Origin of the sequence: Phytoactinopolyspora endophytica (assembly GCF_004138495.1) — a bacterium.
Lineage (GTDB): Bacteria > Actinomycetota > Actinomycetes > Jiangellales > Jiangellaceae > Phytoactinopolyspora > Phytoactinopolyspora endophytica.
In genome coordinates, this window is the sequence record NZ_ML142869.1 from 18583 (window position 1) to 32421 (window position 13839).

Sequence of the window (13839 nt, forward strand, 5' to 3'; positions counted from 1 at the left end):
CGCGGTACCCAACACGATGATCGGGATCCACAGATGCCCGAGGAGATCGACGAACCTGCCGACGCTCCACGGAGCGTCCTGGTACTCCTGCGAGAACAGACCGCCCACATCTGCCCCGAAAGCCGTCAACGCCACGTACATCAGGCCCAGCGCCAGCAAGAAGTTCGGTATCGCCACGCCGAGGAACCCGAACGTCGTCGCCACGTAGTCGCCGATCGAGTACTGCTTGACCGCCGAGTACATCCCGATCGGGAACGCCACGATCCAGGTGAAGAGCAACGTCGACAAGGTCAGCACGATGGTCAGCGGCAACCTGTCGCTCAGCATCGCCGTGACCGGGCGTTTCCACTGGAACGAGTATCCGAAGTCTCCGTGCAGGACGATGTTCGAGATCCACTTCCAGTACTGCACGAGGAACGGCTCGTCCAGCCCGTACCTCGACCGCAATGCTTCCAGGGCCGCGGCGTCGACGGTCTCCCCGTCCTCTTCCAATTGCGCCACGAGCGTCGTCACGAAGTCACCGGGCGGCAACTGGATGATCGCGAACGAGACGAACGAGATCGCGAGCATGGTCGGCACGATGTACGCCAGCCGTCGAAGGATGTAGTTCAGCAAGCCGGCCTCCTCGGTGCGGCGATGGTCAGCGCGGAAATGACGCAGCACGGCAGGTCCCGCGGTGTCCGCCCGTCGCGGGACGGGCGGACACCGGCACGGTCGCGATGCCGACCGGTCGTGTCAGTCACGTCACGAGCTCTTGAAGTACTGCTCCGGATTGGTGAGCGCTGGCGTCCGCACCCGGAAGCTCTCCGGCATGGATTCGGGAACGTTGCGGAACTCGCTCTTCACGATCCCGTAACCGTCGATCGGTTGGAGCACCCCGATGTGGTAGAACTCGTCCGCAGCGATCTGCAGGATCTCCTCCATCAACCGTTGCTGCTCGCCCGCGTCCGGCTCTTCGTGCAGCTGCCCGTACAGGTCGAGCTGCCGCTGGGTGGGCTCCGGCGGCTCGTCGCCCGACTCGCCGCCCGTCTGGTGCCACTCGGCCCATAGTTGCGCGTAGTCGGAACGGTCCGAGACGGGCAGATACCAGTACGGGTTCTGGACCACGTCCAGCCCTCCGCCAGCCTTCCACACCGCCGCATCCAGCTCGTTCGCCCGGCGTCGTTCCTCGAACAATGACCGGTCCATGGGATCCGGTCTCATCTCGATACCGACCTCGGCCCAGTAGTCCGAGATGAGGTCCAGCGCGTCCGCGGTCTCACTCGGAACACTCGCGTGGCTGACCAGGAAGCTGATCCGCTCACCATCCGGCCCCAGCCGGTACCCGTCGGAGTCTCGCTCGTCGTACCCGGCATCATCCAGGAACTGGTTGGCCAGGTCCACGTCGTACTCGGTGTACTGCGTGGCCAGCTGCTCGTTGTAGAACGGAGACGCCGGCCGGGGCGCCACCTGCGACGAGTCCCCTTGGCGCTGGAACACCGTGTCGATGATCTCCTGGCGGTCGATCGCGTGCGACAATCCGATCCGGAAGTCCTTGCCGCTGAACACGTCCCGGAGTGCCTCGTCCTGGTGCGTCAGGTTCAGCATGATGACCAGCTCACTCGCGAGCGTCGATCCCAGGGAGAAGAAGTCGAAGTCGCCGTCCTCGCGTCCTTCGGCCAGCACCGGCTTGTTCACCGGCGTGTTGAAGGTCCGCGCGTGCAGGTCGAAGTCACCTTGCAGCGCCGAGGCGAGCATGACCTGCTCGTCGTCGAGGATCTGGTACCGCACACGATCCAGGTACGGCAGCTGGTTTCCCTCCGGATCCGTCTTCCAGTAGTAGGGGTTCCGTTCCGCCACCACGCTCGAACCATCGCCCAGCGCCTGCGTGACCACCCACGGATTCAGCACCGGCAGGTCGGCGTTGCTGTGGATCTCGCGCTTGTACTCGAAGAGCTCGACCCAGTTGCCGAACCCCTCCTCCGACACCAAGGCGTCGATGTCGTCGTTGTGGTCGGCGTGGAACTGACGCAGGTAATGCGCCGGCACGACGCCCGCCACGCCTTCGGCGAACTGCTGGAGGAACATGCCGTTCGGCTCGGCGAAGACGAACGTGAACGTGTGGTCGTCCTCCACCCGCAGGGTGGCCGGCTCGCCACCGCTCACGTATTGCGCCGGAGTGGCCGGAAACAGGTCGGTGTTGAGCGTGATCTCCTCATAGGCGAACACGGCGTCGTCCACCGTCACCGGCTCTCCGTCGGACCACTTCATACCCTCGCGCAGGGTGAACGTGTACTCGGTGCCGTCCCCGCTGACCTCGTACGACTCGGCGATGTTCGGGATGATCTCGTCATCACCCGGGGCACCTGTCCAGTCCGGAACCCACCGCAGCAGACCCTCGTACCCGATCGTCCGCACGATCCACTCGTCGTCGCCGGGGCCGTTCAGTGCCGTCTCCCACGTGCCGCCGTACGCACCGATGCTTTCGACCGGTTCGACGACGAGCGGCTCGACCGGTAGGCGCTCCTCCGCCGCCGGCAGGTCCCCGGCTTCGACCCGCTCGGCCAGCGTCGGAGCCTCACCGCCGAGCTCGGCAGCGGGTGCGTCGCCGTCCTCGGACGTGCCTTCATCGACACCGTCGCCTGAACTGCACGCCGCGGCGAACAGGCTGGTGGCCGCAAGTGCCGCCACCAGCGTCCGCACGCGTCGGGCGCCCAGCACCCCGTGGCCGATGCCGCGTCGCCGGCGCGGAGCCGATGTGTCCGTGCGTTCCATGTATTCCACGGCCTGCTCTCCCGAGCCGCCGGGCCTGGAGCGTGCGGGATCATCCCGCAGGTGCCTCTTCATTGGAGCCTCCTGCTCATCTCTTCGTCGCTGGTCATTTCGTCGGCTCGGTCACAGTGCGTGCGGGCGGTTCCGCAACCGCACGTCGGTGATGCCATGCCGGTGAGCTTCGGTCAGGGCGAGTATCAGCGGCCCGAAGCTGTGCCGCTCGTCGAGGTACGGCAGGCGCAACGTCATGTACGCCTTGACCGTGCCTTTGTCCTTGCCTTCGCCCGGGGCCAGACACCCCGGGCAGCTGAACTCAGTGGAAAAGTCAGGGTTGATACAGATGCCGGCCAGGCCGGCGACGCCGTGGCGGAAGGGCTCGGCATACCTGGCCGGGTCAAGCGCGTCGTGCCGCATGCCGAGCCCGATGCCGTACAGGATCAACCCGGTGCCGGACGACTCCTCGTAGGAGTGGTCGTCCGGGATCTCCTGGCGCCACAGCCCTCGTTCGGACTGGTGCGCCAGCAACGCGGCGGACAGCGCCCGGAAACGTTCGACGACGCCGGCGCGGTGCGGCGAGTCCGCGGGCAGGGCCGCCACCAGCTCGGCCAGAGCCAGGTACCCCCAGCCGTTGCCGCGCCCCCAGTGGTCCTGCGAGTACAGGCCCGGTCCGACGACGTTCTTGCACTGGTGCAGCAGGCCGGCGTCTGGGTCGAGGAGCTCGTCGTACATCAACACGGCCTGCCGGACCGCCTCGTCCACGTAGCTCCGTTCCGCCAGCGCGAGACCGGCATACAACAGGTAGAGCGTCGTGGCCATGGCGGCGTCGATCCAGATCTTGTTCGACTCCGGCTCGCGAGGCATGATCACGATTCCGCTCGGATCGCGGGGCGCGCGCATCATCTCGTCGGCGTATTCGCGCACCAGGTGGGCGCGGTCCCCCATCCTGCCGGTAGCCAGCAGGTAGGCCTGCGAGATTCCACCGATCGTGTAGCTCGGGAAGTTGTAGGTCGGGTGGTCGATCTCGTCCGGAAACCGCCGCAGGATCTTCTCGCACCGCGCCCACAGATCGTCGTCGCCGGCCGCGTCGGCAGTGCGTGCCAGGCCGTAGATCGCCAGCAGTCCGTAGTAGTGCTTGACCTCATCGATGCTCTCGTAGTGTCCGTAGAGCCCCACGGCCACATCCAGCGGCCTCACCATGGCGACGCTCCCAGCGTCAGCACGTGACCACACATACTGTTCATCACCTCGCCGTCGCACGCGTGAACGGCTCGAACTCGATCGAGCTGATCCGGACCTGCGGACGCGTGCCCAGGACGAACATCACCGCGTCGACGACGTCGTCGGCGCTCATGAACTTCGAACGGTCCACTGGTCGCTCGCCCCAGAACGGTGTGTCCGTGCCGCCCGGGCTGAGCGTGGTCACCCGGACGCCCAGCTCTTCGACCTGCAGCGCGAATGCCCGGGAGAACATGTCCAGCGCCGCCTTGGCCGTGCAGTACAGCGGCGCCGTCGGATTCGGCCGTAGGCCGGCCACAGAGCTGATATTGATGATCGACGCGCCGGCCATGCCGTCGACCAAGGGAAGTACGTGTTTGCAGCACAAGAACGCCGAGGTGACGTTGGCGTTCCAGATCGCCTGATAGTCGTCCACACTTGTCTCTGCTATCCGCCCCGGAATCGACATGCCGGCGACATTGACCAGCGCGTCGACGGCACCGAATCGCTCGTCGATCGCGGCGAAGAACCCGCGTACCTGTTCCTCCTCCGTCACGTCGGCGGCGCTCGCCCACAGTCGCCGGCTTTCGCCGCCGAGGCCGGCCACGACCCTGCCGAGCCGGTCGGCAGAGCGGGACGTCAATGCCAGGCTGGCACCCGCGTGGTGCAACCTCGCCGCCAGCGCCGAGCCGATCCCGCCGGCCGCACCCGTGACGACGACGCGCCGCCCGCTCAGATCTGCCATGCTCCGATCTCTCCTTCCCTGGTGACCATCGACCGTTGAGCCGGCCACGGTGTAGCCGATCCGTCCGTGATCACGGGACTCGCTCAGAAGTAGCCGCCGCGTTCGACGACGTCGCGCGGGGTGGCCCCGTCGCTGATCATCTCCTTGATGCCGACCTCGTTCCGTCTGACCTGCTCGGCCTCGACCAGGACGTCGTATGCGAGAGCTCGAGGGACGACGATGACCCCATCGATGTCAGCCACGATGACGTCGCCCGGTGCGATCGACACACCGCCGATGGAGATCCGCTCCTGCCACGACGTGATGCGAAACCGCCCCTTCATCCCGTTCGAACTGCGGTAACGGACAAAGGTGGGAAAGTCTTGGCTCAGCACCTTGTCGGTGTCCCGGACACCGCCGTCAACCACCGCACCACGGCAGCCCTGGCGCTTCGCCGCCATGGTCATGACCTCGCCCCATTGTGCGGACTCGTCGTCGTGCCCGGTCTCCCACACGCACACCATGTCGGGACCTATCGCCTCCAGCATCGCGGCGCGCTCAGGCATGTCATCCGCGCCGTCCCGGTTCTTCTCGCCGGAGACCGTGAAGGCGAAGCCGGCCACCTTCATCTCGTCGCGCAACGGCCTGATCTCATGCGGAAGCGCCTGATCGACCAGACCTCGGGTGCGCAACACGTCATTGATAGCGGCAGTGAACAGCTCTGTGTAACGCCGGCACAACTCATCCGGTGGGACGGGAAACGCGCTCAATGCGAACTCGCGACGTTCGACACGGTACCTTGTGCGCGAGGGCCATCCGTTCTGCCACGTATCTTGAACTTGACCATCTGATGTCCTCCGGGGTTGCTTTCTCGTTTCCGGCAGCTTGCCGGACCCGCTAGGGAGACTCCATAGACGCGGCATCAATTATTTGCACATATCGCCGGGCGTGGATGCTTCGCGAATCCCGACGAGTCAACTATTCGACACCGGCGAGCAGCGACGATCAACCAGCTTCCGAGCAGCGCCTGTTATTCGATTGTGATTATCGCCGATGGGGTCCCGGCGCGCAGCTACGGCGTTCCGTGCAAATCGGCGACGAAGAGTCTATGGCGGCTCAGTGTCCGACAAGCGAGACTGGGCCTTCCCAGTGCCCTCAATTCGTCAGAACGGCGGCCCTAGCATGATCACGTTGTCCGATCACGACGTCGAACGCGTCCGCGCCTTGGCGCACCGTCCCGGACATCAGGCCAAGCTCTACACAGCCCTGCTCGGACGCGCCCGGCAGTGGACTGAAACCCCTGGCGTGACCACTGCAGACGGCGTCATGCAGTGGTGGCACGTGGTCTGGGAACGGCTGATCGACGTCGCCGCCGCCCATCGGTTCGAACCCGACGAGATCCGTGCGTCGTGGCTGCGGAACGAAATCCTCGCCATCTGCGCCCGCCCGGCGGACGACTGGGTCGGCCCGTTCTTCCGGCCTCGCACCGATCCGCCGGCCGGCATGCTCGAAACAGCTCACATCACGCTCGCCGTGACCACGGTCGCGTCACTCTGTCCTGAGCTGTTCAGCGACGGCGAGCACGAGCGGATCCGCGAAACCATCCGGCAACGAGGGCAACTGCTGTGCAAGCGTGCGCTGGATAATCGCCTCGGAACGGACGCCCGGCGCGGACTCAACAACTGGTTCATGGTCATGCTGAACGGCTACGGCACCGCCTCGGTCTTCCTCGAGGACGGACCGGCCATCGAGGAGACCGTCGAACGATTCGGCATCGCCACCACGCTGTACGAGTCCGACAGCTACGGCGAGTCACTGCAGTACTGGAATTACGCCAGCGGCCAGCTCGCGCACCTGTACGAGGTGCTGGTACAGCACCGCTCAGCGCTCGCGCAGCGCCTCGACCATGATGGGTACACCAGGTGCATCCGATGGGTCGTCAACTCCCACTTGTACATCAAGCCGCTGGCGGGGTGGGGCGAGGCCAGCCTTCCACGCGCCCTGAACTTCGGCGATTCGGCGGCCATCTTCCGGCCCACCGCGGACTTGCTCCTGCACATCGCGTCCCGTGCCCGCGACACACACCCGGTCGACGCCGGACTTGCTCGGTGGCTGTTCGACCAGACGTACGCCGAGCCCCAGCTCGGACCCGTCGAGGGCGACAGTTTCGGGTTCGCGAACAAGTTCCGTTGGAGCAGCCTGCTGATGCTGGACGACACCGCTCCGGCGATCGCTCCCGAAGAAGCGAAGCTTCATACAGCCGAGGGTTTCGCATGTGGCACCGTCGCTGTGCGGGACCAGTGGCACGAGCCCACCACCATCCTCGGGATACAGGGCGGCCACGAACCACTCACCACCCACTCGCATCGCCACGCCGACCAGAACAGTTTCATCCTCGCGCATCGCGATGAGCGATTCTTCGCCGATCCGGGCCACTGCTGCTACCGGCTGGCCGCGCAGTGGGCCTCCACCAGAACTCGCTCACACAGCACCTGGACGTTCGAACGCCCGGATCTCCCTGGAGACCTAATCGAGCAGCGCAAACCTCGCGCAGGGGACGCTGCATCCAACCGGCTGACGCTGCTGCGTCAAAGGGACGGCGTTGTCGTCGTACGGTCTGACGCCGCGGCCGCATACCGCGGAGAGCACGACGACGACGCTGGGCAGGATGCACCCGCCCGCCACGCCATCCAGCGCGCCGAACGCACCTGGATCGCCGTTCTGCCGCACCTGGTGATCATCGTCGACCGGATCGAAGCCGCGACGCCGATACGGATCAACAGCCACTTCGTGCTCAACAACCGGGACAACGTGCTACGCACGAACATCGCGGCAGACACCAAGCTAGTGTTCCGGCGCCGGACAGCGGCAGCCAAGCTCTTCCAGCTCGCGGCCATCTCCGACGGCATCACCGGGCGAAGCCGGCTGGACCGCGCCTGGGGCTACATGCACGACGTCTACCATCCCGAACCGAATCAGCCAGGCCAGAGTCGCGAGGGCGCCTCGCACATCTACACCTTCGCCGGCACCGAGCCCGCGAAGACCCACACCATGATCTACGGCATCGTTCTCGACGCGGAGACCGGCATACGCCAGTGGCACATGACAGGAACGCTCGACGATGGATTCACGTTCGACCGCAACGGCGAAGTGCTGTGGCGGCTCCGAGCCGACAACGACGAGATACTGCTGCTCGAGCACGTGGCGCACGGCTGCGCGTACCGGATCGACTCGGACCTCACCGTCGAGTCGCCGGGAGGGAGCGGAGTCGACCGTGACTGATGAGCAGGAGCACGTGCCCGATCCGAAGGGGCTCGCGGGCGCAATACTCGACTTCAACGCATGGGAGTTCTGGCAGTCGGCCAGTGCCGACCAGCAGCGTTCGCAGCTCGGCTACCAGCGGAAACTGGCAGACCGGAACGCTCAGTTCGCCGACAGATGCTTCGTCTCCGAGCTCGCGGCCTGCTATCCGGACGAGCTCGTGATGGGCGAGCGCTCCTACATCGCCGCGTTCGCCTACGTGACCGGATCGGTGCGAATGGGCGCGGACACGACAGTGAACGCCTACACCATTGTTCGCGGAAACATTCGATTGGGCGACGGTGTACGGATAGGCGCACACTCGTCGCTACTGGGGTTCAACCACTCGATGGAGCCGGATCGCCCGGTCTTCCGCCAGCCGGTGGCGAGCAAGGGGATCACCGTGGGCGACGACGTGTGGATCGGATCGAACGTGGTGGTCGTCGACGGCGTCGCCATCGGCGAACACAGCGTCATCGGAGCAGGTGCGGTGGTGACCAGGGACGTGCCGGCCTGGGCGGTGGTGGCTGGCAACCCGGCGCGCCGGTTACGAGACCGTCGTGACCCACGTGCCGGATCGTCGGCCGGACCGACGGCTGCGCAGCACGGCACGCTCACGGCTCGGCTGGAGAAGTTCGGCCAGGTGGTGCGGGAGCAAGCCGTCGATGTGCTCGCACGTTGCTGGACGACCACCGACGACGAAGTCCGCGGGTGGTTCGTCGACCGGCCAGGCCGGCCACCGACCGTCCGGGCGCTGTGTGATGCGGTCGAGATCTCCGACCTGCTCCTCGGCCGGGCGCCAGCACAGTTGCCGGCCGAGCTGATCATCGACCGCCTCGGCAACTGGCAAGTCCAGGCGACAGGGCTGGTGCCGCAGCTCACTATCGATGGGAAAGCCGTGCGTCCTGGGCAGGCGACACTCCAGGACCACGATCTCGGCGGCGGCCCGGTGCGCTACCACATCCTGGCCGCCGGGCACGCGCTCGAGCTGCTCGGATCGTCGTTCCCGCATCCCATCACGGCCGTCCACGACATCACGTCCGACCAGCTTGTGGCCACGCTCGAATCGCTACCGTGGACAGACCGTGCATGGTCCGCCGGAGACTGGATCGATTGCTTCGCCACCGGCCTGTATTGGAACCGGCATCTGTTCGGAATCCGCGGCACACTCGACACCTTGATCGGCTGGCTACACACCCACGTCGACGCCCACACGGGCATGTGGGGCTCGCCGACCGTCTCCGAGGCACGCCGGCAGATGGTCAACGGCTACTACCGCCTGACCCGCGGCACGTTCGCCCAGTTCGGCCTCCCCGTCCCGCACCCGGAGCAGGTGATCGACACCGTGCTGGCGCACACCCGAGACACCCGATGGTTCGGCGAGGACGGCGGCACGGCGTGTGACGTACTGGACGTCATCCATCCGCTGTGGCTGACCGGCGCACAGACAAGCTACCGCCGAGCGGACGTCCACTCGTGGGCAGCCACACAATTGGACCAGGTCTTGCGACGCTGGCATCCGCACGCCGGATTCGGCTTCGCTCCACGGCCAGGCAACGGACTCGACGCGGAACCAGGGCTACAAGGCACAGAGATGTGGCTCGCCATCACCTGGTACCTCGCCAGCGTTCTGGGCGAAGCCGGCGCACTCGGCTACGCGCCGCGCGGCGTTCACCGGCCGGACGCTCGAATCGCGCGCATCCCGGAACGCGCCGGGGATCTCAATAGTCAACGGTGACCAAGCGATGGACGGACCCCGCGTGCATGGTGGAGTCGCGGCTTTTCGCAGTGATGACTATCAGGCTCTAGCGAGTTCGAGCAACTCCTCGACGGACCAGTGGTCATCCACATGTGCGCCGTACTTCGCCGCGAGGATCGTGCCGTCCGTGCCGATGAGAAGGTCTGCCGGCAGGCCGAGATGTTCTTCTCGCCGTGAATCGTCACCAGGTCACGGCCGATGACGACGTCGCCGACGGTCAGCCGCATCATGAAACCCTTTCACCAAGCCGGCGATGTCTCCAGATGAGCTCTGCTGGCGATGGTCTCGGCCCGGAAGCTGGCAACCATCGTGGCCAGGAACGGCGCGAAGGTACAGCTCAGCGACGCGGTCGCGTACGGTGTGCGCGGTCACCCCGTTGGCCAAGTACCGCTGGCCGAACAGGCACGCTGCCACGAGGGCAAGGTCGCAGTTGTCATGTCCACATAACGGTGGGGAGGTCCGCCTGACGGTGCGCAGCGCGCACCTTCTTCACGAAGACAGCCCGAACAGCGTGGCCGAGGGGGTTCCGCGGCTGGATCACGCGCTGTTCCTCACGCCTTACTCCCCCGCCGCCGAGTCATCAACGTTCCTGCAGGTCAACCCACTCCGCATCACGGGAAGCGGACCCGGGACCGCGTCCCGTGAATCGCGGCTAATCGGTAAGCTGCCATGTGATGTCCGCTGAGCCTATGTGCAGCGCACCCACAAAGAGTACCGTCTGAAAGTCGTTCTCCTGCGGTTCAACGACCATAGCTGCCTCGTGATCAGCCGGGAGTAAGCCACCAACCGCGGTGACCCCGAAACTCTCTACGTCGCCGGGTTCATAGGAGAAATTGGCTAAGCCCTCAATGCTGGTTGTATCGGTCTCACGAAAGTCGCCGGACGGTGACGAGGTTGCCGTGACCATGGCGCCAGGTATCGCAATCGATTCGCATGTCGTTTCATCGATGCAGAGGTCCGCCGTCACCTGCACAGTCAGCTCAACTGTCGAGTCTGATGTGCACGAATACCAATAGAAACATGAGGGAAGACAAAACAAGCAATCTGAGCCGAGACGTTCGCCCAGGCTGCGCATAGCGTCTCATGGTAGGGACGACTCCGCTCCTCGTCTAACGCGCTTGCTCTGTCTGGGCAACGGGGAAATTAGCGTAACCGAGGCGCGTCAGGCGGAGCAACAGCTCAGGCCGTGTGTCGGCGTACGACCTCACGTGTCGGTCTGGTACGGGTTCTTGCGGACGTCGAGCTCAGGTTGGAGGGTGAAGTCAAGCTCGTCGAGGGGGTTCTGGTGGGGCAGCCGTGCGAGGCGTAGCTGGTTACGGAAGTGTCGGTCGTCTTTGACCCCGGCTTCCTCGCCGGTGACGAGGCCGAGGAAGTCTAGACAGCTCATCTGGTTGTTCTCGGCACACGCAGCGGGACGCCGCGGAGGCCGGTCCAGCGAGCCGGCGTACCTGCTGATCGGCGAGCACATACGGCAGGGCCGGCAATCCCCGCAGCGCCCCCTGATCAGCCACTGCGCGCACTGCGATGACCTGCCCATGGTGCGGTGCCCTGGGCACACCGGATCGGGAAGCACACGCCTTACGCGGCGTTCACCTCCTGAACGCTGTTAAAATTGATGATTTCACGACATCTCGGGTTCGACCACGTCGTCTCCACTACATTCCGCGCTGAGAATATCTTCTATCTCGTCAAAGTGCATTGCCGTCCATACGGCCGCAGACGTGCTTCGCCGTACCTTTTCTGGGTCATAAGCCCGCTCCTTGGCGTGCCAGGATGCCAGGCCTGAACTGGCGGTAAATATGCCGACGCCCGCTGCAAATGATCTCATGCGTCGATAACCGTGGATTATGAAGTGCCGTTTGGCCAGTCGCTCGAGTACCATGGCGACGCCGAGTCCGGTGCGGGACATCTGCCCTTGCGGATGGATCACCGCCTGACGGATTCGGAGGGGCCGATCCGCCCAGTCCGCGCCAGTCACCTCGACGATGATCTCTGTCGACATCGCCCTGCCATTGCGACGCGTGAAGCTGACGCCCTCGGCCAGATCGAAGCGGACGTTCTTTGCACCCGTCTCGGTTCCCAGCGCAACGATGTCGAGCGGTGATATCGCGAGTGCCTCCATGCGTGTGCCGTCTACGGCGTGGATCGTTGTCTGCATATCGCCCGCAGCTAGCCATGAGTAAATGCCGTCGCGGCGTTCCAAGGCGAGCGGTGATGCGCCGGTCAGGCGCTCCAGGTCAGCGACCTGCTCGGGCCCACCTTTGTCCTGATCATCGAGGACGGCAGCGATACGGATCCCTTCGACTCGTCTGAAGAGCGAGGCCAGCTGCAGCACAGGGATCGTCGTGGCGCCCACCAGCCACTCGGTACCCAGCACGATCGGTGCGCGGCCTGGTTGATGCATGAAGGTCGCCACTTCCGGGGCGATTTCGTGCGGTCCGGCCGAGATGCCGATATGCCCAACTCCTCGTGACTGCGCGAAACCCAGGGCAGACAAGCGGTCGTCCCTGTAAAGCGTGGCTATCGCGGCGACCGGTCGATTTCCGAGTCCCAGGTCTTCCGCGTCGAAGTTCACGTGACAGCCTCCGCGGCGCCCACACGACTCGCAACGCTCTGAGCCTTCACGAGGTCGCGTCCACCGATAAGCAGTGGGACATTGGGATGTGACGAGCGAAGATGGCATGCGGCCCATTGCCCGACAAGACCGGAGCCACCGGCGAGCAGGATTGGGTCCAACGTGGACTCCTTCACAAAGTTATGGTTGCCACATCGGAACGTTGCGGTGCGGGTGGGCCTCGCCGAGGCGAGACGCGGCAGGGGCCCTGCGTCTCGCTATCCGCGTGGGATCGCGGCCGCGGCGATGATGACGTTTGTTCACGATGGTCGCGGCGACGGTACGCGCCACAGCCTCAGCCGCAGCGCCCGCACCCCAGGTGCCTTCCTTGAGCTCCTCGGCGCGGGCGATGACCGGTGAGGTCCACGGGATATCGCGGTCGAAGTGGGGCAGCATTCCGCTGCCGTAGAGGAGCGCAGCGACCCGGACCGTGGGCTCCGCACCGTCGACGAGCACGGCACGGACGCCGGCCAGCAGTCCATCACGGCGCCCGGTGATCTCGATGGGAAGGATGTTGTCGGCGGTGCCGTGCAGGAAACGAACCCTCCACAGCCAGGCGGATGTTGGCCTGAGAGCTGTCCATACCCGGGCGCCCGGTGTGAGAGACGAGGCCGAACTTGGTGGCCAGCACCACCTGCTCCCGGCGCCCTTTCACGGCGCGACCCACCAGCTCCTCATTGGTGAACGGGCCGTATGCGTCTGCGGTGTCGCGGCGCGTGACCCCCAGGTCGAGGGCCCGGTGGATCGTGCGGATCGACTCGCCGTCGTCACGGCCAGCGCCGGTGTAGAACGCCGACACCCCCATAACCCCCAGGCCGATGCGTGAGACGTCAAGCCCGTTCAGCGGGATGGTCCTCATCGCAGTAGTGCCCTTCTCTGATGTCGTTCAACAGTGGAACTCAGGCGAGAAGCCCGCGAGGGGCTCATCGTCGCGGTTCCCAAACGGACGGGCGGTCCGTGTCGCCACGCACCGGGTCTTTGCCGATCCGTCCGAGGTGCGTGTGCCTGAAGGCGTCCGGCATCTTCAAACCGTAGCCGAGGGCGCGATCAACGCCGACGTGGAAGGCCCACGCACAAGCCAGGACTCCGGTTGCCGCCGAAAGGTCCGGAAACGCAGGCTGCGTCACGAGCGCGGTCAGCCCCGCAAGGGCCGGCAATGCATAGTTGTGGACCAGGTTGTACGACGTCGCCCCCGCGGCGGTCGACCGCACGTATCCCAGCATCGAGAGGTCGAACACGAGGAACGCAGCTAGCAGCACCCACCACCATGCGGGATACAGCACCACGACCGCGACAACGGCGAGCAGAGCCACGGCTCCCGCTTCGACCCGTTGAGTGAGATGGACCTGTCTCATGAGGCCTCCAACCAACTATTGCGACACCGTGTTCAGCCCGTACTCGCCACCGGCGACCAATGTCGCGGTCGCGAAGACGTCGGGGTAGGGCCCCGCGAGGATGACGGCGGTTCCCGCACCG

At 65.4% G+C, this 13839-nt stretch carries 12 protein-coding genes and 1 pseudogene; 2 read left to right on the forward strand and 11 right to left on the reverse strand.

The genetic code is table 11. From position 1 onward, the window contains the following. The 5 genes from ELR45_RS39520 to ELR45_RS28965 all read right to left on the reverse strand — a co-directional run. Window positions 1–615, reverse strand: a 615-nt coding sequence (locus tag ELR45_RS39520; protein WP_205857485.1) for an ABC transporter permease, incomplete at its 3' end; no start/stop codon positions are given. A gap of 129 nt (window positions 616–744) precedes the next feature. After that, window positions 745–2826, reverse strand: coding sequence for an ABC transporter substrate-binding protein (locus tag ELR45_RS28950; RefSeq protein WP_129669405.1), 2082 nt, complete (start codon window positions 2824–2826; stop codon window positions 745–747). A 48-nt stretch (window positions 2827–2874) separates the two neighbouring features. Continuing rightward, complete coding sequence (locus ELR45_RS28955) at window positions 2875–3948, reverse strand: glycoside hydrolase family 88 protein (protein ID WP_129669406.1); 1074 nt, start codon at window positions 3946–3948, stop codon at window positions 2875–2877. 43 nt (window positions 3949–3991) lie between these two features. Then, window positions 3992–4711 (reverse strand): SDR family oxidoreductase, encoded by a 720-nt coding sequence (locus ELR45_RS28960; RefSeq protein WP_129669407.1) that lies wholly within the window; start codon window positions 4709–4711, stop codon window positions 3992–3994. An 83-nt stretch (window positions 4712–4794) separates the two neighbouring features. Continuing rightward, entirely contained in the window at window positions 4795–5460 is a 666-nt protein-coding gene (locus tag ELR45_RS28965) for an RraA family protein (RefSeq protein ID WP_205857486.1), read from the reverse strand. A gap of 421 nt (window positions 5461–5881) precedes the next feature. On the opposite strand from ELR45_RS28965, the gene ELR45_RS28970 reads away from it, so the two are divergent. Together ELR45_RS28970 and ELR45_RS28975 are read left to right on the forward strand one after the other, a co-directional pair. Then, window positions 5882–7972 (forward strand): heparinase II/III domain-containing protein, encoded by a 2091-nt coding sequence (locus ELR45_RS28970; protein ID WP_165368205.1) that lies wholly within the window; start codon window positions 5882–5884, stop codon window positions 7970–7972. Continuing rightward, window positions 7965–9728, forward strand: coding sequence for an acyltransferase (locus ELR45_RS28975; protein WP_205857487.1), 1764 nt, complete (start codon window positions 7965–7967; stop codon window positions 9726–9728). Before ELR45_RS28970 ends, ELR45_RS28975 begins: the two co-directional genes overlap by 8 nt. Before the next feature lie 673 nt (window positions 9729–10401). On the opposite strand, the gene ELR45_RS28985 is transcribed toward ELR45_RS28975, so the two are convergent. From ELR45_RS28985 to ELR45_RS29010, 6 genes and pseudogenes are all read right to left on the reverse strand, one after another. Continuing rightward, the gene (locus tag ELR45_RS28985) at window positions 10402–10824 is read right to left on the reverse strand and encodes a hypothetical protein (protein ID WP_129669411.1); all 423 of its coding nucleotides are present in this window, start codon (window positions 10822–10824) and stop codon (window positions 10402–10404) included. Window positions 10825–10953: 129 nt separating this feature from the next. Then, window positions 10954–11286: an ATP-binding protein gene (locus tag ELR45_RS28990; protein ID WP_338069615.1), complete on the reverse strand. Its 333-nt coding sequence runs from the start codon at window positions 11284–11286 to the stop codon at window positions 10954–10956. Window positions 11287–11370: 84 nt separating this feature from the next. Then, window positions 11371–12324 (reverse strand): NAD(P)-dependent oxidoreductase, encoded by a 954-nt coding sequence (locus ELR45_RS28995; RefSeq protein ID WP_129669413.1) that lies wholly within the window; start codon window positions 12322–12324, stop codon window positions 11371–11373. 180 nt (window positions 12325–12504) lie between these two features. After that, on the reverse strand, window positions 12505–12819 hold the full coding sequence (locus ELR45_RS29000; RefSeq protein WP_205857488.1) for a hypothetical protein: 315 nt from the start codon (window positions 12817–12819) through the stop codon (window positions 12505–12507). A gap of 82 nt (window positions 12820–12901) precedes the next feature. Further along, window positions 12902–13222: pseudogene (locus ELR45_RS29005) on the reverse strand (aldo/keto reductase); the annotation flags it as partial. Between the two features lie 64 nt (window positions 13223–13286). Then, window positions 13287–13718, reverse strand: coding sequence for a DUF4260 family protein (locus tag ELR45_RS29010; protein WP_129669415.1), 432 nt, complete (start codon window positions 13716–13718; stop codon window positions 13287–13289). Window positions 13719–13839: the final 121 nt, after the last annotated feature.

Coding starts and splice junctions, on each gene's coding strand:
- ELR45_RS28990 (WP_338069615.1), bottom strand. CDS start 11,286: ATGGGCAGGTCATCGCAGTGCGCGCAGTGGCTGATCAGGGGGCGCTGC.
- ELR45_RS28950 (WP_129669405.1), bottom strand. CDS start 2,826: ATGAAGAGGCACCTGCGGGATGATCCCGCACGCTCCAGGCCCGGCGGC.
- ELR45_RS28955 (WP_129669406.1), bottom strand. CDS start 3,948: ATGGTGAGGCCGCTGGATGTGGCCGTGGGGCTCTACGGACACTACGAG.
- ELR45_RS29010 (WP_129669415.1), bottom strand. CDS start 13,718: ATGAGACAGGTCCATCTCACTCAACGGGTCGAAGCGGGAGCCGTGGCT.
- ELR45_RS28960 (WP_129669407.1), bottom strand. CDS start 4,711: ATGGCAGATCTGAGCGGGCGGCGCGTCGTCGTCACGGGTGCGGCCGGC.
- ELR45_RS28985 (WP_129669411.1), bottom strand. CDS start 10,824: ATGCGCAGCCTGGGCGAACGTCTCGGCTCAGATTGCTTGTTTTGTCTT.